This is a genomic window from Desulfoplanes formicivorans (assembly GCF_001748225.1).
GTDB classification, from domain to species: domain Bacteria; phylum Desulfobacterota; class Desulfovibrionia; order Desulfovibrionales; family Desulfomicrobiaceae; genus Desulfoplanes; species Desulfoplanes formicivorans.
Genome location: NZ_BDFE01000017.1, coordinates 119,458 through 143,714, shown reverse-complemented (window position 1 = coordinate 143,714; position 24,257 = coordinate 119,458). Strand labels below are relative to the sequence as shown.

At 55.0% G+C, this 24,257-nt stretch carries 19 protein-coding genes; 7 read left to right on the top strand and 12 right to left on the bottom strand.

The features are described 5' to 3' along the window. Positions 1 to 45: 45 nt before the first annotated feature. The 4 genes from DPF_RS09880 to DPF_RS09865 all read right to left on the bottom strand — a co-directional run bounded on the left by DPF_RS09880 (position 46) and on the right by DPF_RS09865 (position 6,541). Entirely contained in the window at positions 46 to 681 is a 636-nt protein-coding gene (locus tag DPF_RS09880) for a cytochrome b/b6 domain-containing protein (RefSeq protein ID WP_439951203.1), read from the bottom strand. 15 nt (positions 682 to 696) lie between these two features. Continuing rightward, entirely contained in the window at positions 697 to 2,313 is a 1,617-nt protein-coding gene (locus tag DPF_RS09875; RefSeq protein ID WP_176724253.1) for a tetrathionate reductase family octaheme c-type cytochrome, read from the bottom strand. A 253-nt stretch (positions 2,314 to 2,566) separates the two neighbouring features. Further along, positions 2,567 to 4,006 carry a cardiolipin synthase gene (gene cls / locus DPF_RS09870; RefSeq protein ID WP_083254626.1) on the bottom strand — a complete coding sequence of 480 codons (1,440 nt, stop codon included), beginning with the start codon at positions 4,004 to 4,006 and terminating at the stop codon, positions 2,567 to 2,569. Positions 4,007 to 4,198: 192 nt separating this feature from the next. Then, positions 4,199 to 6,541 (bottom strand): heavy metal translocating P-type ATPase, encoded by a 2,343-nt coding sequence (locus DPF_RS09865; RefSeq protein WP_069859508.1) that lies wholly within the window; start codon positions 6,539 to 6,541, stop codon positions 4,199 to 4,201. 493 nt (positions 6,542 to 7,034) lie between these two features. On the opposite strand from DPF_RS09865, the gene DPF_RS09860 reads away from it, so the two are divergent. The 6 genes from DPF_RS09860 to DPF_RS09835 all read left to right on the top strand — a co-directional run bounded on the left by DPF_RS09860 (position 7,035) and on the right by DPF_RS09835 (position 12,927). Further along, complete coding sequence (locus DPF_RS09860) at positions 7,035 to 7,916, top strand: DUF2156 domain-containing protein (protein WP_069859507.1); 882 nt, start codon at positions 7,035 to 7,037, stop codon at positions 7,914 to 7,916. A gap of 148 nt (positions 7,917 to 8,064) precedes the next feature. Next, entirely contained in the window at positions 8,065 to 8,562 is a 498-nt protein-coding gene (locus DPF_RS09855) for a hypothetical protein (RefSeq protein WP_069859506.1), read from the top strand. A 13-nt stretch (positions 8,563 to 8,575) separates the two neighbouring features. After that, positions 8,576 to 9,757: an NAD(P)/FAD-dependent oxidoreductase gene (locus tag DPF_RS09850; protein ID WP_069859505.1), complete on the top strand. Its 1,182-nt coding sequence runs from the start codon at positions 8,576 to 8,578 to the stop codon at positions 9,755 to 9,757. 3 nt (positions 9,758 to 9,760) lie between these two features. Then, positions 9,761 to 10,702: a universal stress protein gene (locus DPF_RS09845; RefSeq protein ID WP_069859504.1), complete on the top strand. Its 942-nt coding sequence runs from the start codon at positions 9,761 to 9,763 to the stop codon at positions 10,700 to 10,702. Positions 10,703 to 10,709: 7 nt separating this feature from the next. Beyond that, on the top strand, positions 10,710 to 11,435 hold the full coding sequence (locus DPF_RS09840) for a metallophosphoesterase family protein (RefSeq protein WP_069859503.1): 726 nt from the start codon (positions 10,710 to 10,712) through the stop codon (positions 11,433 to 11,435). A gap of 157 nt (positions 11,436 to 11,592) precedes the next feature. After that, positions 11,593 to 12,927 (top strand): protein kinase domain-containing protein, encoded by a 1,335-nt coding sequence (locus DPF_RS09835; protein WP_069859783.1) that lies wholly within the window; start codon positions 11,593 to 11,595, stop codon positions 12,925 to 12,927. 78 nt (positions 12,928 to 13,005) lie between these two features. Here DPF_RS09835 and DPF_RS09830 read toward each other — a convergent pair whose 3' ends face one another. From DPF_RS09830 to DPF_RS09800, 8 genes are all read right to left on the bottom strand, one after another. Continuing rightward, positions 13,006 to 14,688, bottom strand: coding sequence for a sensor histidine kinase (locus DPF_RS09830; RefSeq protein ID WP_069859502.1), 1,683 nt, complete (start codon positions 14,686 to 14,688; stop codon positions 13,006 to 13,008). A 21-nt stretch (positions 14,689 to 14,709) separates the two neighbouring features. Beyond that, entirely contained in the window at positions 14,710 to 15,285 is a 576-nt protein-coding gene (locus DPF_RS09825; protein ID WP_069859501.1) for a YIP1 family protein, read from the bottom strand. A gap of 36 nt (positions 15,286 to 15,321) precedes the next feature. After that, positions 15,322 to 15,471 (bottom strand): hypothetical protein, encoded by a 150-nt coding sequence (locus tag DPF_RS14100; RefSeq protein ID WP_176724229.1) that lies wholly within the window; start codon positions 15,469 to 15,471, stop codon positions 15,322 to 15,324. A 153-nt stretch (positions 15,472 to 15,624) separates the two neighbouring features. Continuing rightward, positions 15,625 to 17,475 carry an SLC13 family permease gene (locus DPF_RS09820; protein WP_069859500.1) on the bottom strand — a complete coding sequence of 617 codons (1,851 nt, stop codon included), beginning with the start codon at positions 17,473 to 17,475 and terminating at the stop codon, positions 15,625 to 15,627. Between the two features lie 44 nt (positions 17,476 to 17,519). Beyond that, the gene (locus DPF_RS09815; RefSeq protein WP_069859499.1) at positions 17,520 to 18,422 is read right to left on the bottom strand and encodes a CBS domain-containing protein; all 903 of its coding nucleotides are present in this window, start codon (positions 18,420 to 18,422) and stop codon (positions 17,520 to 17,522) included. Positions 18,423 to 18,499: 77 nt separating this feature from the next. Beyond that, the gene (locus DPF_RS09810) at positions 18,500 to 18,910 is read right to left on the bottom strand and encodes a response regulator (RefSeq protein WP_069859498.1); all 411 of its coding nucleotides are present in this window, start codon (positions 18,908 to 18,910) and stop codon (positions 18,500 to 18,502) included. Then, complete coding sequence (locus tag DPF_RS09805) at positions 18,883 to 19,263, bottom strand: response regulator (protein WP_069859497.1); 381 nt, start codon at positions 19,261 to 19,263, stop codon at positions 18,883 to 18,885. Before DPF_RS09805 ends, DPF_RS09810 begins: the two co-directional genes overlap by 28 nt. 4 nt (positions 19,264 to 19,267) lie before the next feature. Next, positions 19,268 to 20,929, bottom strand: coding sequence for an ATP-binding protein (locus DPF_RS09800; protein ID WP_069859496.1), 1,662 nt, complete (start codon positions 20,927 to 20,929; stop codon positions 19,268 to 19,270). A gap of 559 nt (positions 20,930 to 21,488) precedes the next feature. Between DPF_RS09800 and DPF_RS09790 the strand changes: the two genes are divergently transcribed. Further along, complete coding sequence (locus tag DPF_RS09790) at positions 21,489 to 24,221, top strand: PEP/pyruvate-binding domain-containing protein (protein ID WP_069859782.1); 2,733 nt, start codon at positions 21,489 to 21,491, stop codon at positions 24,219 to 24,221. The last annotated feature ends 36 nt before the right edge of the window (positions 24,222 to 24,257 follow it).

The window sequence follows — 24,257 nt, the reverse complement described above, 5'->3', positions numbered from 1 at the left end:
CAGAAAAGCGTTCTGCAGTCAGCCAGGTTTCTGCACGGCTGGCGCCTATGTTCTCTCATGCACCTCCCAGCTTTCGACTTCACCCTCCTCGACTTCTTCCCACCCGCTGAACATGGCCGCAATATGGGCGGTCAGGGTGTGCCCGGTGGTGGTCATGTAGATGTGGACAATGACAAAGGCCAGAATGGCAAATCCGCACAAAACATGGATGGCCGCAAGCACTCCCAGATCCAGGAACCCGTCGATTCCCCAGGCTTTCCAGTCATTGTACGTATAGTACAAAAAGCCCGTGAGCATCTGCAGGCTGAGCAAGACCGCGGTGAGTCCCAGATAGGTCAGCCGTTGCAAGGGATTGTGCTTGGCTCCTCTGGTTTTTCTGACCGGATGAGGCTGTCCCTTGAATATCCCCGAGGAGTAGTACCGGATGACCTCGAAGAGCTTTTTGGTGGTTGGAACGTATTGCCTCCATTCTCCGGTGGTGAACAACCAGAAGATGAAGAAAATGAACAGGATGATCCAGGTGATGCCCAGGAGGTTGTGCAGGGAGACCGCCTTGGCAAAGCCCATAAGACCAAAGGTCCCATGGATTTCGAAACCGGTCAGCAGGAGCATGAAGATGAAAAGGGCCTGCACCCAGTGCCAGAAACGTTCGAACCGGGTGTACAGATATATTTTTTTCATGGGTTTTCTCGTCATTCAGTCCTCCTTGTTCCGCAGCCGGAACGAAAACATCCGGGCCAGGGCGTGGATGATCACACCCATGATGGATGCCACCACCAGTGTCCATCCGCCCATGTCCAGGGCGGTGATCCGGTCACGACCGGGCATGTAGAATCCGGTCAGATTGGCCAGACGTCCCTTCCGGGCATGGCATTCACCACAGGGCACACTGTCTGTTTTGGGAGCGACCATGTGACTGATGGGAAAGGCATACACGCTGTCCAGAAACCCGTACTCTCCGCTGAAGGGCAGTCCCGTATAGGCCATGCCCGCGGTGATGGCCTTTTGCCAGTCGTATTCCTGCCAGTAGGCCCCGGTTCCCTTGGCCCCGAACAGCTTGGGAATGACCAACGTGTTGTTGATCTTGTCATAGGGTGTCTTGCCCTGATGGACCTTGAAGGGAAAGATGCGCGCATTGTCCATGTTCCGGTCCCCCACGGGCCAGGTCAGCCTGACAGTTCCGGAAGGATCAATGGTTTCTTCAGCACTTACTATATGCATGGCCCCGTTGTACCAGTGGTACTCGGGCACCACGTTCTTTTCCCAGACAAAGGTTCCCTTTTTGGTATCGTAGACATTCTTGCCGTAAGGCCCTTTGACCGTATACGGCTTGCCATCCTTTTTCTGACCCGCTGTGGTCCAGTCCCAGACCATCTTGGTGGGATTGACCCGGGCAAAGGTCGGAATATGGCAGGCCTGACAGGCCACCTTGTCCGTATGGTCGTTGGGCTTGGTCCCCTGTTTGTGGGGCGTGGCACTGTGGCAGGATTCGCACATGATCTTGGCACTCAGGTCATCTTCAAGCAGACTTTTGCGATGCGTGGCCGCCGGGGTGGAATAGACCCGTCCGGCAATATTGTGCAGCCTGGTGGAATGGCACCGGGTGCAGGTGAAATTCTGCCCGTCCAGGCCCATGTGCACGTCGAGTTTCTTGTTGGGTTTTATCAGTGATGAATCCAGATCCCCGTGTTTGACGCCGTCTCCCCCGCCACCATAAAAATGACAGACCCCGCAATTGTTCCGGGACGGACGAGCCACGGACTGGGCGACCTTGTTCCAGTCCGGAGGATAGAAGGTCTGCTTGCCGAATTGTTTGGGCGTCGAGGCGGGATGGCCCGCTCCCGAAGGAAATTTTTTGTACGTTCCTGTCTGCTCATGACACACAAGGCAATCCACAAGGGTGGGATCGCTGAAATCAAAGGTTTTGTCCTTCCATCCGTATCCTGCGTGGCAGGAGGTGCAACGAGCCTCGTTGCTGTTGATGTTGATTCAGAAGTTGTTCAGGGTGATGCCCGCCTTGCCGATCTTGCCGCTGGCGTCACTGGGATCTTTCCAGGTCCAGTGGATGGTCTTGTGGAATTGGACCGCGGCTTCGGTGTGACACCCCAGACAGGCCCGGGTCACTTGGGGACCTGATGCAAAAGGCTGTTGGAGTTGCTTGAATTTGGAATGATCCGCTGTGATCCAGAGTTCATGATCCTCCCGGATCATCTGCTTGGCCAGGGTGCGTCCCGGAGCGTCGGGTTCGTTGGCCGCCCAGATGGTCCCGGCACAACTCCACCAGAGCAGCACCGGAAGCATCAATGCCTTCATGATAAACAAAGGCCAGCACTGTTTGTCCATACCATCTCCTCCATTGCGTTTGCATGGGTGAGCGCAGGTCTGATGCTGGTTCAGGGCCCATGCATGTACGATACGGTTATGAGACCATAACCGTATCCCAGGAGTTCCGGCAAGTATTTTCAGATGCAGCCAGCATGTACGGCCCTCTGACGGGGTGCGCACAAACGGGATGGATGAGGGAAGACATGGGGGGCCATGTCCCTGGGACAGCAGGGGAATGTTTCTACAAAATGGGGGACATCAGGGCAGCCACACGGACCGCAAACCTGAACAGGAAAGAACGGCTCTGATAATCATTCATATCAACCTGTCTGCACCGTGTCAGATCCTGCCTGAGCATGGTTTCGATCTGATTGATGAACGGTCGGCTGAAATTGAGGAGCATGATCTCGAAATTGAGCCGGAACGAGCGGTTGTCCATATTGGCCGTGCCCACGGCAGCAAACGCGTCATCCACCAAAACCACCTTCTGGTGCATGAACCCTTCCTGATACCTGTACAGTTTGATGCCAAGGGGAATGATTTCTTCATACCGGGCAAAGGAGGCCAGATACACGGCCAGATGATCCGGCTTCTGGGGCAACAGGATGCGTATGTCCACGCCCCGCAATGCGGCCAGCTTGAGGGCGGCCAGTACCCGCTGGTCCGGCACGAAATAGGGGCTGGCGATCCATATGCGTTTGCGGGCCCGGTTGATGGCTTCCACAAAAAAGAGTCCGCAGGTATCCACATCATCGGCCGGACCCGAGGCGATACACAGGGTCTGTTCATTGCCGGATTCGGCCCTGGTCATTTCCCAGGACAGTTCCTGGGGGATTTCACCACGTGCCCAGTACCAGTCCTCCACAAAGGAAAACTGGATCGCCTGGACAACAGGCCCTGCAACCCGAACATGGGTATCCCGCCACGAGCCAAAGGTGCAGTGACGGGATACATATTCGTCACCCACATTGTGCCCGCCCACAAAGGCGAGCCGGCCATCTACAATCACGATCTTGCGATGGTTGCGAAAATTGATCTGAAACCGGTTGGCCTTTCCCTTGGTTGTGTGAAAGGGGGCGACAATCACCCCTGCCTGGTGCAGCTTGTTGATATAGGCAGAACTCAGTCCCTGACTGCCGATTTCGTCGTACAGCAGGCAGACCCGGATGTTCTGTCGGGCCTTGGCCATGAGAATATCTGCCAACTGGCGCCCCAGTTCATCGTCCTTGATGATGAAAAACTGGACAAGAATATAGTCTGTTGCCTGTTCCATGGCCGTGAACATGGCCCCAAAGGTCATTTCTCCGTTGATCAGGAGCTCGCACTTGTTGTGTCGCATGACCGGCATATCCGACAAGCGGACCAGGGTCTTCCATTGTTGGCCAAGCCCCTCGTCAATGTATCCTTCGCTGCGGGCCTGGGTGGCCAGTTGTTCGCGCATATGATGGACGGCTCTGTCCCTGGAGGTACGAAGACGCACGTATCCGTTGAACTTGTTGCGTCCGAAAACAGCATACAGGGGCAGACTCACCCAGGGAAAGGTAACCAGGGAAATGGCCCAGGCGATGGCCCCCTGGGAAGTACGCGTCCGCATGACAGCGTGGGCGGCTGTGACAATGCCCAGGATTTCCACAAGGGTGACCAGCCAGGCAAACAGGGCCAGAATGTCTCGTTCAAACATGTTCCATCTCCTCTGTCACCCCTGCACTACCTTTTGCAAGGCATGGGGAGAGATTCCCGCATGGGTGCACCGCACCTTGATAACCAACATGGCAGCAAACCGGAGCCTGGGGGTTGGTCTCCCGAGTCGCACCCAGGATGGGCTTGGGGGATGGATAGCGGATTGCGGATTCATGATCATGGTTATACTCTATCAGGGCGCAGCAACGGCATTTCGCGTCTTTTGGGGAGTGAACCAGCGCAGTCGCAGACCGTTGCCGACCACGGAAACCGAACTCATGGCCATGGCGGCCCCCGCAATCATGGGGTTCAGGGTTGGGCCGCCAAATACGTGGAAGATCCCGGCGGCAAAGGGGATGCCAATAACATTGTAGGCAAAGGCCCAGAAAAGATTCTGCCTGATGTTGCGCATGGTTGCCCGACTGAGCTCCAGGGCCGTGAGTACGCCGAAAAGTCCCTGGCGCATGAGGACGATATCCCCGGATTCAATGGCCACGTCGATACCCGATCCCATGGCCATGCCCAGATCCGCTCCGGCCAGGGCAGGCGCGTCATTGATGCCGTCTCCCACCATGGCCACTCTCTTTCCCTGTTGCTTGAGTTCCCGGATGGCCGCCACCTTGCTGTCCGGCAGGACCTCGGCGATCACCTGGCTGATGCCGGCTTGTCGGGCAATGGCTTGGGCCGTGGTCTTGTTGTCTCCGGTGAGCATGATCACTTCAATACCCCTGCGGTTCAATGCGGCCACCACCTCGGGGGTTTCGGGCCTGATCCTGTCGGCAATGGCGATGATTCCCCGCAATCGGCCGTCCATGGCCATCAGGACCGGGGTTTTGCCCTGCTCGGCCATTTTCCTGATGCGTCCGCCCGCTTTTTCCATACCCGCAAGATCAAGGGACTTCATGTAGGCGACATGGCCTATGTGGATCTCGCGGCCCTGAACACGAGCCCGGACACCTTTGCCGGGCAGAGCCTCAAAGGATTCCACCCCATGGGTGGCGATCCCCCGGGATCTGGCTGCTTCCACCACGGCCTGGGCCAGGGGATGTTCGGACGAGCCTTCCACCGAGGCAGCCAGCCCCAGGATCTCTTCCTCATCGCCCTGGTCGTCCACGACCAGAATATCTGTCACACTGGGTTTACCCACGGTGAGGGTGCCTGTCTTGTCAAAGACAATGGTCCTGATGCGTTCCGCCATCTGCAGGGCCCCACCGCTTTTGACAAGCACCCCGAGCCGCGCTCCCCGGCCGGTGGCCACCATGATGGAAATGGGGGTGGCCAGTCCCATGGCGCAGGGACAGGCAATAACCATGACCGCCACAAAAATGCGCAGACTGAAGGAAAGGCTCTCCCCGCCGATGGTCAACCAGGAGACTCCGGCCACCAGGGCCACAACCATGACTGCGGGCACGAAATAAAGACTGATCCGGTCGGCCAGATTGGCAATGGGTGCCTTGGAGCCCTGGGCCTCCTGAACCAGGCGGATGATGCGGGCGAGCATGGAATCCTGCCCCACCCGGGTAGCCCTGATGGTCAAGGAACCGGTTGCGTTGACGGTTCCCCCGACAACTTTGTCTCCAGGGCGTTTGGCAACAGGCAAGGATTCGCCCGTGAGCATGGATTCGTCCACGCTCGATTCGCCCGCAATCACATCGGCATCCGCCGGGATGCGTTCTCCCGGCTTGACCAGCAGCACGTCACCGGGCTCGATTTCCTGGGTGGGAATCAGCACCTGTTCCTCGCCGTTTTGGCCCTGTCTGACAAGGATGGCCTTGTCAGGTGTCAGCTTGATCAGGGACCCGATGGCCTCGGAAGTCTTGAGCTTGGACCGGGCCTCGAAATACTTGCCCAGAGAGATCAGGGCAATGAGCATGGCCGCGGATTCGAAATACAGATCCATGGCCTTTTGTTGGGGTGTTATGCCCATCCCGATCTCCACCAGATTCCAGGTGGAATAGAGGACGGCAGCGCCGGTTCCCATGGCCACCAGGGAATCCATATTGGGCGCACCACGCAAAAAAGCCGGAATGCCGCTGGTATAGAAACGTCTTCCTGCCCAGAGGACCGGCACAAGGAGCAGAGCCTGTACCAGGGCAAAGGTGAAAGGGGCATGCAGGGGATCGAGAAAGGCGGGCAGGGGCAGGCCCACCATGTGCCCCATGGACAAAAGAATGATCGGAAGGGCAAAGCCAAAGGCCGGGATAAGGTCCCTGCGCAAGGCCGCAAGATTGGCCAGGTTCTTTGCCTGGCGTTCTTTGTACATGCTGGCCCCTGCTGTTGCCACCGTGCTGGAGAAACCGAGATCCTCTATGGCATGCCTGATGTCCCGGAGTTTTACCCTGGTCGGATCAAAGGCAAAGGTGCCTGATTCCGAGGCCAGATTCACCCTGGCCTCATAGATGCCGTCTTGTGAACCCAGTACACGCTCAATGCGCGATGAACAGGACGCACAATGCATGCCCTGGATGGACAGGGATATTTTTTGGGCTTCTGCGGGGGGCGCGGTCCGATCTGATGAGGTCGATGAGGAGGGCATGGTACCACCTTGTTTGCGTTGGAGAAGGGATACTCGTGTCGGTCTGGCAAGGCGCTGTTGCCGTCAACCAGACACGAATATCGAGTATAATGTCCGCAATCGGGACAAGCAAGACCCGATCCGTGCAGGGTGCGCTATCCAGCCTGCCCTTTTTTCATGCGGATTGGAAGCCGTCGGATGATATTTCTCTGATCGCATCAGCAGCCCATGTCCGCTGATTTCAGGTCTCTGTATCGTACATCCCGCTAGGTTTCCCATCAACGTGGGCAGTCTGTTTAATCATGGGCGTGGGGTGGAATTCCCGGGTGATCAAAAAGCCCGGATGGATGAATGTGATCTGCCCATGGACAAATCTGTCTCATGATCTTATTGGGTTACATTGTCTGCCCAGGACGGGATCCATGATTGTCCCTGTTTTCGCGTTCCGATCTTGTGTGGTATCGTCATCTTTGCTGCATGTGCTGTCACTTCACCTTTGCCTAAGGAACAAGCTTTGAATCTGCAATTCACACCCATTTCCCTGACTGAACAATCAACATATCTCACGCTGTTGACCCAATGCCCTCAAATCACCTCGGATTACAGCTTCATCAATCTCTGGGGCTGGCAGGAGGAGTATGGGCTTTCCTGGGCGTTCACGCGTGATGCCGTGTTCATCAGGCAGCAATATCCTGTCCCCTGCATCTGGGCCCCCGTGGGCAACTGGCATGCCATGGATTGGCAGGCGTACAAAGAGATTCTTGCCAAGTATGCCCCCATGGTCAGGGTTCCCCAAGAGCTCAAGGATACCTTTGTCCGTCTCTGGCCCCATCTCCCGGTGGACGAGGCCAGGGGGCAGTGGGATTATCTCTATTCCATTCCCGAACTCATTGAACTTGCCGGGCGCAAGTATCACAAGAAAAAGAACCTGTTGAACCAGTTTATCAAGAAATATGATTACGAGTACGTGACGCTGGATGCCAGAAAGATCGAACAGGCCCTGACCCTGCAGACCGAATGGTTCCTGTGGAAAAATTCCGAGTCCGATTCCACGCTGGACAAGGAAAATCGGGCCATCGTCAAGATCATGCGTGACTGGGACTGTCTCCAGCACATTCTTGGAGCCGGTATTGTGGCTGACGGGAAAATGATTGCCTACACCATTGCCGAACTTGCCCCCAATGATCAGATGATCATTCATTTTGAAAAGGGCTGCCCCAACTACAAGGGCGTCTACCAGGCCATGAATCAGCTTTTTCTCAAACATACCTGTTGCGAGAAAGCCATTGTCAACCGGGAACAGGACCTGGATGATCCGGGTCTGCGCAAGGCCAAGGAATCGTATCATCCCGTCGGATTCATGAAAAAATACGAGATCGACGGTTTCGGGCTTTAGGTGCGGCCAAAAGGTCGTGGGCGCCTTGGAAGAAGAGGCCGTGCATTGTCCCTGCATCGTTCTGCCAAGGCAAGGGGCCGTCTTGTTTCGGTGAATTGCAGCTAACACTCCTGACCCTTTTTTCAATCCTCTTCAAGGAGGCAACACCATGCGCTTTCTCGTCATCCTGGTCATCCTCCTGCTGATTACCCTTTTCCTGAATCCGTCCAGGCTCAGGAAATTTTTCCTTGTTTATGCCCTGAGTATTGGAATCATCGGCGTTCTGGTTTACGAGGGGAACAAGTACGTGGATATCCGGACCACATCCAGGATCCTTCCCTCACAGGTTGTGATCGAAAATGTTCGCCTGGATCCGACTCTGCAGCTTTTTCTCAAGGGGCGGCTCATCAACAAGGCCCCTGAAGGCACGATCAGGGAAATCAAGTTGCGCTTGACTGTCTATAAAGACACGGCATCAGACCATGATCTTGGCAATGCCGCCGGAAAGGACGTCCTCGGCACGCAGGAATTCACGGTTTTCACCCGGATGGGCCCGGGACAAGACCAGGAGATCATCCAGAAGGTATCTGTTCCCGGGCTGGACCCGGGCAAGCACCCGGCTTGGGAGCTTGAGGTCGTATCCGTGAAAACATTTTTGTGGGAGTAAGGGAGGCACGGGCATGCTTGATTGGCTGATCATCGGCGGAGGCATCCATGGAAACCATATGGCCAACGTCCTTGTCCAGGAAGCCGGCGTGGATCACGACCAGATCAGGATCGTTGATCCTTTTGAACGTCCCCTGCACAGATGGCGTCAGAACACGGCCAATTGCGGCATGCAGTATCTGCGTTCCCCGTCGGTGCACAATCTGGATATTCCCATTCTCTCCTTGTACCAGTTTTCCAAGACCTGGAAGGGCGAGGCTGATCCCCTGTTTATCCCCAAATACTACCGCCCTGCCCTCTCCCTGTTCAACGATCATTGTGATCATGTGATCAGAACAAACAGACTCGATACCATCCGGATCACGGGACGGGCCACGTCCATCACACCTGAACAGGATCACCTCATGGTTGCGACAACCGCGGGTGATCTTGTCTCCAGACATGTTCTCCTGTGTCTGGGCAATTCCGATCAGCCCTGCTGGCCTTCCTGGGCCACCAATCTGTTTGATGCCACCTCAATGGTCCATCATGTGTTCGACCCGCATTTTGATCGGACAGTCCTGGCCGATGTGGGGCACACCATGGTGGTTGGCGGCGGTATCACCGCGGTTCAGCTGGCCCTGACCCTGAGCCGTGATCTGTCAGGCAGGGTCACCCTGTGTTCACGCCATCCCCTCAGGCCTCATGATCTGGATTTTGATCCCTGCTGGGTCGGGCCCAAATGCCTGGACGGATTCAATCGAACCCCCTATTCCCAACGACGCGAGATGATCCGGCAGGCCCGCCATCGGGGATCGGTTCCCCGGGAAATCCGCGCACAGCTGAACACGGAAGTGGCCAAGGGCCGACTTCACTTCATCCAGGCCCGGATCGCCAAATCATGGATGCATGACGGCTCCATTGTACTTACCGGACGGGACAAGACCCTCACATGCGATCAGCTTGTACTGGCCACGGGGTTCGAGGAGTCCCGTCCCGGCGGTGATCTGGTGGATGGTCTTGTCCGGGATCATGGTCTGCCCACGGCAGCATGTGGCTATCCGGTCCTGGAGCACAAGATTCTCTGGGGCAGCAACATCTTTGTCACGGGTCCTCTTGCCGAACTGGGATTGGGGCCGTGTGCCCGGAACATCATTGGTGCCCGGCGGGCAGGAAAGGAACTTCTCGCGTATCTTGGGACAACGCAAACGGAGTAGGTCATGAAGCGATTCAAAAATATCCTTCTGGTGCTCACGGACAATGACGATGAAAAGATTCTGCACCGTGCCTCGTCCATCATCCGGGCAAACAAGGGGCGTCTGACCATGGTCCGGGTGCTCGCCAAGATCCCGGACAAGATTCTCGCCCGGCTCAATTCCAGTTATCGCATTGATATCAGCGAGCTTGCAGCCGTGGAGTTTCAAAAGTCCATGAACCAGCTTCTTGATCCCCTTCGTGACGAGGGGCTTGATGTCCATGGAAGGTTTCTGTTCGGTTCAGCGTTTCTGGAAATCATCAGGCAGGTCCTGCGCGAAGGCCACGACCTGGTCATGACCACGGCCGAAGAACACGGGTTTCCGAGAACCGCCCTTTTTGGCAGCACCACCATGCATCTGTTGCGCGAATGTCCCTGTCCCGTATGGGTGGAAAAGCCTACCCGGGGAACCACCTATTCCAAGATCATGGCTGCGGTTGATCCGGACACGGAAGATGCCACCAGACATGGTCTGAACGGCAACATCCTGGATCTTTCCCTGTCCATTGCTCATGACGAACAATGTGAGCTTCACGTGATCCATTGCTGGCGGCTTCCCATGGAAGGCACCTTGCGGGCCAGGCAGGAATTTTCCTCCGATATTGTGGACTCTTTGATCGTGGAGATGCGTGACGAGCACAAGAAACAGCTGCAAACCGTTCTGGACGAGCAGGATTTCCGGGGGATCACGCCCCATGTCCATCTGCTCAAGGGAAAGGCCGGGGATTTGATTCCCCGCAAGGCCATGGAGGAACAGATTGATCTGGTGGTCATGGGAACGGTCTGCCGAACCGGTATTGCGGGATTTTTCATCGGCAATACCGCTGAAAAGGTGCTGCAGGAGATTGACTGTTCGGTATTGGCCATCAAGCCCGAGGGGTTTGAAACTCCCGTGACCCTGGAGTAGATGCCTCATGGCCATTGCTGTTATTTCCGACATCCACGCCAATCTCGAGGCCCTGGAAGCCGTGCTTGCCGATATTGACCAGCGCGGTCTCTCCCGGATCATCTGTCTGGGTGATCTGGTGGGATATGGTCCCAATCCCCAGGAGGTTGTCCAGCGGGTTCGTCAGCGTTCCATTCTCTCGGTTGCAGGGAACCACGAAATGGGCGTGTTAAGTGACCGCTCCCTGTTCTGGTTCAACCCCAAGACCAGGGCCAATGTCCTGCGCATGCGGGAGATGCTTTCAGAAGACGCCATATCCTTTCTGGCCACCCTGCCCAGAAGCCTGGTTGTGGACGACGCCCTTTTTGTGCACGGTTTTCCCCCCAGGTCACCGTTCGTGTACCTCTTTCAGATTCAGGGAGAAACCCTGGCCAAACGCCTGGCAGGCTTGAGCCATACCCCCTCTTTTGTGGGCCATACCCACGAGCTTGTTCTGGAAGGACTTCATCAGGGGAGTGTCGAGTCGCGCATCCTGCACAAGGGGATCCTTTCCCTGGACTGGGAACAATGTATCGTCAATGTCGGCAGCGTGGGCCAGCCTCGAGACGGTGATCCCAGTGCCAAATATGTCATTTGGGACAAGGAGAACGCCACCATCGAGGTCTGTTTTGTTCCGTATGATGCCCGCAGGACAGCCGCCAAAATCAATGCCCTGGGATTTCCTGCCTATTACGGGGAACGGCTTTTGGGGTAAATCAACTCCCTTTGGAGAACGTGTCGGCCGCTGCTGTTCTGCCTGCCGAGTGCTCAGAATAGGCCGGTAAAGGCCATTCCAGGGTGGCCGTTTGGGTGCAACCATCAGGCCCTTGTCACGGTTGGACGACAGGGCCTTTATTCTGTGCCAGCTCATCATGAAATACATCAATCAGTATCAGATCATCGGACTTCTCGGTCGTGGCGGCATGGGCCGGGTTTACAAGGTTCTCCGGCCCGAGCTGGGCAAGATCATGGCCCTCAAGCTGCTGGATCCCAACGACATGCTCGAGGACCTCATGGGCCGGGAAGAAATCGAGCGCCAGTTCATCCACGAAGCCAGGATCATGGGCCGCCTGTCCCATCCGAACATTGCCTCGGTGTGGGACACGGGGCGGGATGACCAGGGACGGCTGTTCATGGTCATGGAGTACTTCTGCCAGAATCTGGGGACCATCATCGGAGAGACCCATCGGGTGGAAGACCCTTGTCGCCCCCTGCCCCCTTCCCGGGTCTTTCATTACGCCATGGACATGCTCGATGCCCTGGCCCGCCTTCATTATGCCGGGATCATTCACAGGGACATCAAACCCTTCAACATGATGATTACCGGTGAGGACCGGATCAAGCTCATTGACTTCGGATTGTCCCGGCTCCGGGGAGAACCGCATCACAAGGGACCGTCCAACCTGAAAATCGGTTCCCCCTACTACACCTCTCCGGAACAGGAAGCCGATCCTTCCAGGGCCGACCATCGTTCGGACATCTATTCCGCAGGCATGGTCATTTTCCGCATGCTCACGGGGCGACTGCCCATGCATCCCGAAGACCGGGATCTCAACGGCCTCATGCTGGACAATATCTGGGACGATTTTTTCTCCCGTTGTCTGCACCCGGATCCAGACAAGCGGTTTGCATCGGCCATGGATATGAAAAAGGCTCTTGAACAGCTTCGTCAGTCATGGGAAACAAGTCAGCAGGCTATCTGTCGTCTTCTTCCTGAATCCTTTTCCCCACCCAGGCCAGGCCTGCCAGCCTCTCCTCGCCGTGTGCCAGTGCGCACGGGTCCGGTTGCCGCCAGCAAGGTCTTTCCCGTTGATGCCCTAGCCCGTCCCCAGCACCATGTGCTCAATGTCTTTGAGGCTCAGGGGCAGGATGGATGGAAGGATGGGGCCACCGGTTTGACCTGGTCGAAGTCCCCCTCCCCTTTTCCCCTGACCTGGGAGGAAGCCCGGACATATCTTGATGGTCTCAATCAGGGTGCTCACCAGACCTGGCGGCTTCCCACTGTGGATGAATTGATCACCCTGATTCAACCCAAGGCCCATCCCGAAGATCTGTGCACGCCCACCATTGTGGATACCGGGAGAAAATGGTTTTGGAGCGCTGATACCCGGACGTTTACCCAGGCCTGGTTTGTGGATCTGGAAAACGGGTATGTGGCCGGCCAGGACAGAACCTGCCTTTTTCATGTTCTGGCGGTGCGCGCATGAAAAACCCACCAGGACAGCCGGGTATCCTGGTGGGCGATGAAGAAGGTTTCCCGTTTATGGAGGGAGGCGTGTGCGGCATTACCGCGAGGGAAACCTGAGGGTAAACGTTGTTCCTGTTCCCTGCTGGCTGCTGACTTCCATGGTTCCGCCCATGTTTTCCACGAGCCCGAAACACACGGACAGACCGAGTCCGGTCCCCTTGCCAACAGGTTTGGTGGTAAAAAACGGGGAAAATATTTTTTTCTGATTTTCCGGGCTGATGCCCCCGCCATTGTCCTGAACTCGGATCTCCACAAGTCCTTCGTCCGTACGGGTGCCTGTTATGCCAAGACGCCCTCCTTCGCTGCCATGGCGTTCAACAATGGCATAAATGGCATTGTTGAAAAGATTGAGCAGTACCTGCTGCATATGCCCTGGGTCAGCATGGATTGTCAGAGGTTGTTCAGGCAACGTGCTTGTCAGCTCAATCCCGTTGACCGAGGCCTTTTTGGCTATCATGGACACCACCTCCGGCATGAAGGTGGTCAGATCGATTTTTTTGTATTCGGGTTTGCCCTGGCGACCAAAACGCAGAATCGATTGGGTGATCCTGGCACAACGACGGATCTGCTTTTTGATCTGACCCAGAGCCTGCTCCAGTTCCTGACTGTCCTCCCCTTCCCTGAAATCCCCCTTTTGTTTCATATCTTCGAGAATCAGCGCTATATAGGCATGATCGCTTTCCATGACCTGCAAAGGGTTGTTGATCTCGTGGGCGAATCCGGCGGCCATCTCGCCGAGCTCGGCCAGCCGGGTGGCACGAATGAGCTGGTCCTGCAGGGATGCCTTTTCCTTGTCCGTGATGCGAAGCCGTTTTTCGATGCGTTTGCTCAAGACAATGGCCAGAAAAATCATGCCCATGCCACTGACAACAGCAATGACAAGACTCATCCATGCCGCCTTATTGAGCGCGGCAAAGGCGTCATTTTTGTCCTGACGAACCACGAGCAGCCATTTGTGGGGAATGATCCAGGTGGTGGCGTAGAGAAAGGTCATATCCCTGTGGTCTTTCTGGACGTAGGTCCGGATTCCGTTGGGTCGATCGGGATAGTGAAGTTGTTCGCCTGCATGTTCCAGAAACCTGCCGCCTGATCTTCTCTGGGTCTGAAATATACCGGATTTGTTGACGATATAGGCTTCGCCGGTTCGACCGATGCGGATGCTTTCCACAATTTCGCTGAACCGATACGTGTCAATGGTCGCCCTGATGACCCAGGGCTGTTGTTCATGATTGCCGGACAGGGCAATGACAAAATGGGGAATGTTCCGAAATCCCAGAAAAACATCGCTTTGAAAAAAGCCCTTGTTCATGACTTCCCGGAACCAGGTTGTCTCCTTGTACACCTTGCCACTCAATTTGTACGGTCCCACGTAGGCCACAAGGACGCCCTGGGGATCGAAAATGCCCAAATCCACAAAGGTGGGTGATTCCTTTTGCAGATGAGTAAACACCGTCGAGAGTATCTCGGGGTTTTGCAGCTCCTGGAATCCGTGTTCGGCAAGAACAAAGGCAAGATCGGCCCGGCGTTCTCTGAGAAAGGAGGCAACCATGTCCCGATGGTCCCGGACAATCCGCTCCATGGAGGCAATGGTGTTTTCCTTGATGGACGTGGAAAAATGATAATACCCGACTCCGATGATCAGCAGAAAGGGAATCACCGGAACAAGGATCATCCCGGTTAGAATCTGCTTGCGCAGTGTCGTGTAGTATCGTTCTCCCATGACCGTCTGATATCCTTGCGGTTAAACCAGAAACTGACGCAGATACATGAGCACGGGGCTCATGGAGGCGAGCATGACCAGGAGGATGATCACCCCGAGAACAATGGAGGTGATGGCCTGCATCCATGAAAAGGAACACCATTTGACCAGGCCCACTGCCACCAGAATGAATCTCCAGGGCTCGGTAAAGATTTCCGTGGTCGGCAGCCAGGAGACCATCATGGTCACGCCGGTGGCATAGGCATAGATGATGGCCACATGCCGGTAGGAGGCCAGTCTTCCGAAAAACAGCCCCATGATCATGAAGGTGAATCCGGCCAAGACAAAGGGCATGCCCATGGCGTTGATTCCCAGGGTGAACGCCTGAAACAGGGAGTGATCGGAAAAATACACATAGCGCAGACTGGCCCAGAAAAGCCCTGAAATGGCAAGAAAGATCAGGGCATTTTTATACCCGGTATCCTGGGGCAATTGGGCAAAAAAGAGACGCGGAGAGGTGATGAGGGCAACAATGGTCTGAAAATAGGTCTGCTTGGGGCTTGTGTTCCCCACGCCCTGATGTTCCATTTCCTGTACGGGTAATGTTTCTGTGGTCATGATTGCTCCCTGGTCCAAGAAGGAGTTGAAAGAACGCTATTGGCCCAGATAGGCCTGCACTTTTTCCCAGAGCCCCCATCCCAGCATGAGCAGGGTCATGATGAAAAAGAGGGTCCGCTCGAAATGCTTGGTAAAATAGGTGACACTCCCCTTGTGGACGATTTGTTTTCTGGATTCCTTGTTCATGACAACCTTCCCTGGTTAGTGTTCCTGAATCAGGAGGATGAACCTCATCAACAGATGCTTTATGCTTGCAGTGGGACAGGGCTCGACCTGCTGCTCCCGGACTGTCCCCTGCGGGGGGTACCCCCGCAGGAAGACAGGTTGAAATTATGTGGGCTAGTAGGCGGGCAATCCCGGAAATCCCATGATACCCCAGAGCAGGGCGGTACACAGGAGAATGACGATATTGGCGACAAACCACATGGGAATACCCACACGCAGGTAGTCCTTGGGCTCCAGATATCCACTGGCGTACACAATGGCGTTGGGAGGCGTGCCAATGATCAGACAGTAGGCAAAGGATGAGGCCACAGCCGTGCTCATGGCCATGAACGGGAGGAAAGTCGTGCCAGGATGCACCAGGCCGGCCATGTTCAGGGTGATGGGACCAACAGCAGCTGCTGCAGGGCCATCGGCCATGAGGTTGGTCAGAATGGCGGTCAGACCGTTGGCCGTGGCCATGAGGGGCAGACCCTGATCCATGCCAAAGGGGGCCAGAAAGTCGATGACCGACTTGGCCAGCCAATAGGCGGCACCGGTTTTATCTAGGGTTCGACCGAAGATGATGGCTCCGGCGTACAACCAGACAACACCCCAATCGACCTTTTCCTGATAATCGCGCCAGTTGACCACTCCGGCCATGATGTAGGCTACGGCACCGGCAACAGCTATGACACCGATACCCAGACGCACGGGGTAGATGCCGATGTTGTAGAAGATCTTTTCCGTAAACCATCCAAAGACCATGACCACGAAGATGACAACGGCCCAGATCTGCTTTTTGTTCCACTTGCCCATCTTGCCGATTTCCTTTTCAAGATGCTGCATGGCCGGCTTGAGGGACTTGATGCGTGGCTTGAAGCGCCAGTTGACCATGAACCAGGTGATGGGGATCATGACGATGATAAACGGAAAACAGTAAGTACACCACTGGAAGTACCCGATATCAAAACCGAACATGTCGTTCAGGTAGGTCATCATGATGACGTTTCGGGCACCACCAGACGGGGCACCGGGACCACCGATGTTACAGGCCATGGCAATGGCAATCATGAGCATCTTGGCCAGTTCCTTGTCCTCGGGGATCTCATCGGTCAGGCTGTTCTGATAAAGGAGCATGCCGATGGGCAGGAACATGGCGGCCAGGGCGTGGTCGGAAATGAACGCGGCCAACGGGGTGATAATCAAAAAGAAGATCAGGGTGATCCATCTGGCATCGGGTACGGCCAGCTTCTTGAACATCATCATACACACGCGTTTGTCCACGCCTGTTTTGACAAAGGCCGCAGCGAACATCAAACTACCCATGATAAACCAGCATGCGTCGGACCAGTAGAGCATGGCCACTTCCTTCCTGGTGATCACGTTGCAAAAGACCAGGATCAGCCCGATGCAGAAGGCCACTGCAGGCAGGGGGATGCATTCGGTGACAAAGCAGAGAACAACAAAGGTCATCATGGCAATGGAAACCTTGATGGCCCAGATGCCCTTGTCAGCAGCTTTCTTATCACTTTCGGAGAGTTTGTTGTAATCCAGGACATTGATGCGGTAATCATAGGCCTTTTCCATAAGTGCCCGGTACTGCTGATCGTCCAGATTATCATTGATAAATGCATGAGCTTTCTTGAAATTGACGCTGGTGCAGGGGATCTTGTACTTCTTGCACCATTTGGTATTACGTTTCATGAATCGAGCCTTGCTCAGGGCGCCCATGCGCATGTTCCGCTCCATCATCTGGGCGGTGAGAAGCTGCCATTGTTCCACATGCGAACTGTCTTTTTGAAACAGTTCCTGGGTCAGCATATTCACAACGGCCTTGGGGCCCACCGTGTACTGCGTACCCACCCTGGTCATGCTGTTGGGTATTGGCAGGGCAAGTATGATGAAAAAGAGCGCAACCGGAATGATGAAAATCTTCCAGTCCACATACTTGTCGTATCCTGTGGCCTTTTTCTTTTCCTGTGTCATATATACCTCTACTGGTTTGCAAATGGGGATAAAAGTATGTCAGGTCATCCTGCCAGAATGATTTTCGAGATTTCGTAGAACAATTCCTGTTCGCGGATCACACCGATGATCTGTTGACCATCTTCCACCATCACGCGTCTGCGCCGTTGGGTGTACATGGTGTCGGCCACTTCCATGAGATTGGCCTCTTCATTCACCACGGGAGGACATTCCCGCATCACGTCACGGATCTTTCTGTCCTTGAGTTTCTTGACCTGGCTGGAGAACAGACCGCTCCAGAACATGGTTGAATACTGCATGGATTCAGCCATGGACGGTTTGGGCGCGGAAAGATACTCGGGACGGATGGCTTCGAGCAATTTCTGCATGGTCAGCACGCCAACCACCTCGTTGCCGTCAAAGACAATGATGGCCCGATGCCCGCTTTCCATGACCTTGTCCGTGGATAAAAAGGCCTCATAGGCGTCCTTGAGCTTTTCAATGCCTTCTCTGACCGTGCTGTCGGCCTGCACCGATGTATACTCCCCAATGGGAATCATGATCTCGGCAGCTGTTTTTTCCTTGGGAATGCGCGTATGCACGGACATGTACGCATCATTGATCCTGGCGGACAACAGATCAATGTCGCAGGGTTTGTTCAGGTAGTCGAAGGCCCCCTTGGTCAGGGATTTCTGGGCCGACTCCATGCCCCCGTGCCCCGTGAGCATGATGACCTGAATGTCCGCGTCGATTTCCTTGATCCTGGGAAGGGCTTCTTCGCCGCTGAGTCCGGGCATCTTGATATCCAGAACCACAACGTCATGGGTGGTCCTTTTCAGGATATCAAGGGCCTCCTCTGCGCTTGCGGCCATGGAAACCTCATACCCTTTCCGTTCCAGGATCTTGGATGTTGTCGAGCGGAACCGCTCTTCATCATCAACCATCAACACCTTGATTTTCTTCGCCATTACCTACCTCCTTTTGGTCGAACCGTGGTAAAGATGCCTATTGGTGTCATGTATTTCCAAATGCCGTAGTCGGATGATCAACGATGACCACAGGCTTTTTTGGCTTTGTCTAGAAGTTCGTCCAGATCCGCGGGTTTGACCACATACCCTGCTGCCCCGTGCTGCATTCCCTGGGCAGCCGATTCCATGGTGGCGTGTCCCGTGAGCAGGATCACTCTGGTTTCGGGATGACTGGCCGTTATCCGCTCCAGGGTCTTGATCCCGTCAAGGCCGGGCATTTTGACATCCAAAATGACCACGTCCACAGGATTTGCAGCCAGAATGTCCAGGGCACTGCTTCCTCTGGTTGCCGTCAGAACCTTGATCCCCTTGCGCCGGAAAACCTTGGCCGCACTTTCCAGAAAGGCGGTTTCGTCATCCACAAGAAGAAGGCGCAGACCCTGCTCATCCCTGTTCACGGCTAGCTCCGGCTCCGGGTTTTGATCCATGCCTGACGGATTTTCTCCAGTAGTTCGTCAATGGAAACAGGCTTCATCATGTAGTCAAAGGCACCCAGGGCCATGCCCCGCTCGCCGGAACGGACCGAGGCATGACCGGTGAGCATGAGTACCTGGACAAACGGATGCATTTTTCTGATTTCCTCAAGGATTTCCAGCCCATCTCTTCCGGGCATTTTAACGTCCAGAACAACCACATCTGTCTTGTTGGTGCGCAGGTATTCCAGACATTTTTCACCATTATCCACGCCCGTGACCTCCAGTCCCCGTCTGTTCAACCGTTTCACCATGGTCTCGAGCAAATCCGGTTCGTCATCGACTATGAGTACGCGAATGGCATCCATGAAACTATCCTTCCTGAGGGGTCAGAGGTAGGGTTATGATGAACGAAGCACCTTTGTTCCGGGCATTTTCAAGGCGCAAGGTACCGCCGAGCTTGTCAATAATGCTGTAACTGATGGCCAGACCGAGCCCGGTTCCCTTGCCCACCTGTTTGGTGGTGAAAAAGGGATCAAAGATCTTTTTCTCGATGTCCCGGGGAATGCCCGGACCGCTGTCGGTAATGGTCACGTGAAGCTCCTTGGTTCGCAGATCGGCCTGGGTGCTGATGGAGATGTCACCACCCTTGCCAATGGCGTCGATGGCGTTGTTCAGGATATTCAGAAAAACCTGCTGCAACTGGGAGGTATCGCTGAGAATGCGCGGGAGATTCTGCTGCATGCTGGTGGTGATGCTGATATTGCGGTATTTGGCCTCGTTTTCCAGAAAGGAGAGGGTCTGTTCAAGAACCGCATTCACATCCACTTTTTCGCGCAGGGGTTCCATCCTCCGGGCAAACCCGAGCAACCGGTGAACAACTTTTTTGGCGCGATCCACGTGGGTTTCAATTTTGTCCACGGAATCTCTGAATTCCTGGAAATTTTCGCTATTTTTGACATCTTCCTCTTCCAGAAGATCGCGAATCCAGCCGGCCTTTTCCTTGATCACGGCCAGGGGATTGTTCACTTCGTGGGCAACACCGGCAGCCATCTTGCCCAGGGCGGCCATCTTGCTGGACTGCAGCAGACTCTCGTCGAGCAGGGCCTTTTCCTGTTCAGCACGCATGAGCTGACGGATCATGAGCCGGGTCAGGATCAGGGTCCCCATGAGGATGATCAGCATGCCCGCAAGTCCGGTGGCGAGGACATAATGCTGGGTACGCAGCAAAGGAGAGAGTTCCTCCTTGGGGTCTTCGCGAACAATGAGCATCCAGTCCTTGCGTTGGAGCCATTGCAGTCCGAAAAGGCTGTCTCCCGAGGGGGAAGAGGTTGCAATGATGCGTGGACCGGAAAAACGGGAAGGTGTGCCAAGATGATCCTTGAGGGAAGATGTCAGACCGAATCGGGGTGTGGTTTGAAACTGCATGGCTGCATTGACCAGATAGGCGTCCCCATGGGTACCCTGCTGGATGGAGCGAACCAGGGATTCGAAAACTCCCGAGTCAATGGTTGCCCGCAGTATCCAGCTGGTGTTTCCCTCCCGATACATGACCGCGATGATCAGATGGGGAAATTTTCGAAAACCCATGAAGACATCACTCACGTACACTCCTCTGGCCATGACTTCGTGGAACCACTTTTCGTTTTTGTAATTGATTCCCTGGAGATTGTAGGGACCGCAATAGGCGACGTGGTTGCCCTGCTGATCAATGACACCCAGATCAATGAACGATTCCGATCCCTGCCGGATGATCCGGAGGATGTCTTCCAGATGTTCGGCCTGACTGACCTTGGCATAGGGTTGGGTTCCGGCAATGATCCTGAGTTGGGCGATCCTTTCATCCAGAAAGAGATCCAGGGCCCGTGCCTTGTTGGTTACCAGGGTAGCCAGGTTCTCGGTGATCTTGGCCGTGTAGGTTTTGCTGAACTGATAATAGATGGTAATGCCGAGAAGCAGCAGGGGAATGACCGAGAACCCCACGGTAAGCCCGGTGATTTTGGCTCCGAGTTTTCTGAATTGGTTGTTTTCCATGGCCTAATCGTCATCCCGTGCTGTCTGAACATGATTTGTGAAAAGCGGAACAATTCGCTCCATAATGAGCAACCGGTATGCCAAGACCGGGAGTCCAGCTGGCCAATGGATGCAAGAGATCGCAGGGATCATTCTATCCATACGAAATACATGTTTTTTCGTACGACACTCCCTTTTGTTTTTTTTCGAAAAAGCGTTGGAGATCGTTTCCCAAACGGAAAGAGGCAATGCTCGCCACGAGGCTCAACAGGGAACACAAAAGGCGTCACACAGGGCTGGACGCCAGGCAGGACAGGGAATAATGCCAGGAAGAGGTGGAAACATGTCTTGACAATCACCCTTGCAAAGGGGCTTTTTTCGGTTTTACAGACTGTAAAGATAGCTGACAGAATCATTCAAGGGGTGATGACACATCCAGGCGGGTCTGCAGCCCGGCAAGACAGGCCCTGGATTGCTGCTCGTAATCGTACCCTCCTTGTTTCTCGCACGGCATGAAAATGGAAGGGTTGTGCTGTGTTGTTTTATTTTTTGCAACGCTTTTGAGAAACCTGACCTATCCATGCAATCACTTAATGCCTTTATGCGGCGCATAGCCGCCCTTTTGACCCGGAGATCACGGGACCCCAAGGATGTTCCGGACGAAGAATCCCAGGCCCATGTGTTCAAGACCCGGTATCATGCCTTCAGGCAGCTGCTGGCGGCCAACAACAAGACCCTGGAGCTGATGACGGACATGGAAGAGGCCCTGCAAGGCAACCGTCCCTTTGGCATGTCCTTTATCAGATCCCGATGTACGGCCATTTCAACCAATGTCTATCGGATCATTCACAACCTGTGCGAGCTCAATCCGGAGGACTATCAGGGGCTGAAAATCGTTTTCAAGGAGATTCAGCACAAGGTGTCAGGACACTTGATGTCTGCCGGGCCTGTTGCCGGTGACCGGCTCATCCTGAAGTTTTCCGAAATCACCAAGGAATCGGCCGATCAGGTGGGAAGCAAGATGGCCAATCTCGGTGAGCTCAAAAACCGCCTGCACCTGCGTGTTCCCGATGGATTCGTGGTCACCACGCGCGGGTACCATCTTTTCATGAACCATCAGGGTCTTCAGGATCGGGTCAATTGCCTCATCCAGGCCACTCCCATTGATGCTGTTGGTGGCAACGACGAGCAGGATGATGGTGCCTCCAGGGCATGTCTGGCGGATGGCAACCCGACCAATCTGTTCGAGGTCAGCGCTCAGATACAGGGGCTCATTGCCAGGGCATCCGTTCCCGAGGAATTGGAATCGGCGATCCTGGATGCCTATGATCATCTTTGCGAGAAGGTCGGCACTCCCAGCCGGGTTTCCCTGCGTTCCAGTGCATTGGGCGAGGACATGGCCGATACATCCTTTGCCGGTCAGTACCGGTCCGAACTCAATGTGGAACGGGAAAACATCATTCAGGCCTACAAGGATATCGTGGCCAGCAAGTACTCCCTCAGGGCCCTTACCTATCGATACAATCGGGGCATCAGAGACGAGGACGTTCCCATGTGTGTCGGGTGCATGGTCATGGTTCCCGCACGCGCCGGAGGGGTCATGTACACGAGAAACCCCTTGGATATCAGGGATAAAAACGTGTACATCAATTCGGTCTGGGGACTGGGTAAATCCGTGGTCGACGGTTCCGTGGCAACGGATCAGCTTGTTGTGGACAAAATCCCCCCCCACCCGGTTCTGCACAAGGACATCCGGGCCCAGAATCAGAAATTGTCCTGTGACGAAGGCGAAGGCGTTCGCCGCGAAGATCTTGATGACGTTACCTGCTCCCTCCAATCCGTTTCCGATGATGAAGCAAGCGAGCTGGCACGTCTGGCCGATCTCATTGAGTCGCATTACGGACAACCCCAGGATGTGGAATGGTCCATTGATACAGAAGATCGGATTTTCCTGCTCCAAAGCCGTCCCCTCAAGCAGCATGCGTCTTCCCCAGCCGTTTCCGAAGCAGCAAGGATCTCTCCGGGAGTGGAACCCCTTTGCACCGGCGGGAGCACGGCCAGTGTCGGCGTGAGCAGCGGCAAGGTGTTCATCGTTCACAAGGACGTGGACATCCTGCTTTTTCCGGAGAATGCCGTGCTGGTTTCCTCTCGCTCACTGCCCAGATGGGCCTCGGTTCTGGGCAAGGCTCGGGGAGTGATTACCGAACACGGCAGCGTGGCCGGTCACTTGGCCAATGTGGCCCGGGAGTTTGGCGTCCCCGCGTTGTTCGGGGTCAAGGACGCCACCTCCATTCTTCAAAACGGTCAGGAAATCACCCTGGATGCCGACGGCCGGACCATTTATCCGGGAAGGGTTGAAGCCCTGCTCAAGGACCGCGTGCCCCATGCCTCCCTGATGCAGGGCAGCCCGGTCTACAACACCCTCAAGAATGTCTCCCGGCATATCCTGCCCCTGCATCTTCTTGATCCTGACTCCCTTGATTTCAAACCGTCCTCATGCCGGACCTATCATGACATCACCCGGTTTGCTCATGAAAAATCCGTCCAGGAGATGTTCGATTTCGGCAAGGCCAACCCATTTTCTCCCCGTTCGAGCAAACAGCTGAAGGCAAAGGTGCCCCTGCAATGGTGGATCATCAACCTGGATGACGGATTCAAGCATGAAGTTCGCGGGAAATACGTGGATTTGGACAATATTGCTTCCATTCCCATGCTGGCCATCTGGAAGGGTTGTGTGGCCATTCCCTGGGAAGGTCCTCCCAGCCTGGATCGAAAGGGATTCATGAACGTGATGATGCAATCAGCCACCAACCCACAGCTCAATCCGGCCGTTGCCTCGGATTTTACCAATCGCAATTATTTCATGATTTCCAAGCACTTTTGCAATCTGCAGTCGCGATTCGGATATCATTTTACCAGCATCGAGGGGTTGGTGGGAGAACGGGTTCGGGAAAACTATCTCCGATTCCAGTTCAAGGGAGGGGCTGCTGATCATGCAAGAAAAGTCCGGCGGGCTGCCTTTATCGGAGAAATTCTGGAGCGCTACGATTTTCGGACAAGAGTCCGGGAAGACGCCCTGTTCGCGCGCATGGACGATTACGAACAGTCGTTTCTTGAAACCCGGTTGATGATTCTCGGCTACCTGCTCCTGCATACCCGACAATTGGACATGATCATGTCTAATGAAACCGTTGTTGCCCAGTATCGGGAGAAGATCCTTCAAGATATTGAAACGGTGCTTGAGATGTACCGGGAAAAGGCCCCCTCGGGGACGGAAGGCAAAGCACGAGACGCGTCAGAGAGACGGTCCTGACGTATCTGGACACGGCCCTTGGGATGCTCTAGGAAT

What these genes read in the sequence shown, in the direction of transcription:
- DPF_RS09825 (WP_069859501.1), bottom strand. Translation starts at nt 15,285, where the DNA reads ATGACCACAGAAACATTACCCGTACAGGAAATGGAACATCAGGGCGTG.
- DPF_RS09815 (WP_069859499.1), bottom strand. Translation starts at nt 18,422, where the DNA reads ATGGCGAAGAAAATCAAGGTGTTGATGGTTGATGATGAAGAGCGGTTC.
- DPF_RS09835 (WP_069859783.1), top strand. Translation starts at nt 11,593, where the DNA reads ATGAAATACATCAATCAGTATCAGATCATCGGACTTCTCGGTCGTGGC.
- DPF_RS09880 (WP_439951203.1), bottom strand. Translation starts at nt 681, where the DNA reads ATGAAAAAAATATATCTGTACACCCGGTTCGAACGTTTCTGGCACTGG.
- DPF_RS09845 (WP_069859504.1), top strand. Translation starts at nt 9,761, where the DNA reads ATGAAGCGATTCAAAAATATCCTTCTGGTGCTCACGGACAATGACGAT.
- DPF_RS09840 (WP_069859503.1), top strand. Translation starts at nt 10,710, where the DNA reads ATGGCCATTGCTGTTATTTCCGACATCCACGCCAATCTCGAGGCCCTG.
- DPF_RS09810 (WP_069859498.1), bottom strand. Translation starts at nt 18,910, where the DNA reads ATGGATCAAAACCCGGAGCCGGAGCTAGCCGTGAACAGGGATGAGCAG.
- cls (WP_083254626.1), bottom strand. Translation starts at nt 4,006, where the DNA reads ATGTTTGAACGAGACATTCTGGCCCTGTTTGCCTGGCTGGTCACCCTT.
- DPF_RS09855 (WP_069859506.1), top strand. Translation starts at nt 8,065, where the DNA reads ATGCGCTTTCTCGTCATCCTGGTCATCCTCCTGCTGATTACCCTTTTC.
- DPF_RS09790 (WP_069859782.1), top strand. Translation starts at nt 21,489, where the DNA reads ATGCAATCACTTAATGCCTTTATGCGGCGCATAGCCGCCCTTTTGACC.
- DPF_RS09850 (WP_069859505.1), top strand. Translation starts at nt 8,576, where the DNA reads ATGCTTGATTGGCTGATCATCGGCGGAGGCATCCATGGAAACCATATG.
- DPF_RS09800 (WP_069859496.1), bottom strand. Translation starts at nt 20,929, where the DNA reads ATGGAAAACAACCAATTCAGAAAACTCGGAGCCAAAATCACCGGGCTT.
- DPF_RS09830 (WP_069859502.1), bottom strand. Translation starts at nt 14,688, where the DNA reads ATGGGAGAACGATACTACACGACACTGCGCAAGCAGATTCTAACCGGG.
- DPF_RS14100 (WP_176724229.1), bottom strand. Translation starts at nt 15,471, where the DNA reads ATGAACAAGGAATCCAGAAAACAAATCGTCCACAAGGGGAGTGTCACC.
- DPF_RS09865 (WP_069859508.1), bottom strand. Translation starts at nt 6,541, where the DNA reads ATGCCCTCCTCATCGACCTCATCAGATCGGACCGCGCCCCCCGCAGAA.
- DPF_RS09805 (WP_069859497.1), bottom strand. Translation starts at nt 19,263, where the DNA reads ATGGATGCCATTCGCGTACTCATAGTCGATGACGAACCGGATTTGCTC.
- DPF_RS09820 (WP_069859500.1), bottom strand. Translation starts at nt 17,475, where the DNA reads ATGACACAGGAAAAGAAAAAGGCCACAGGATACGACAAGTATGTGGAC.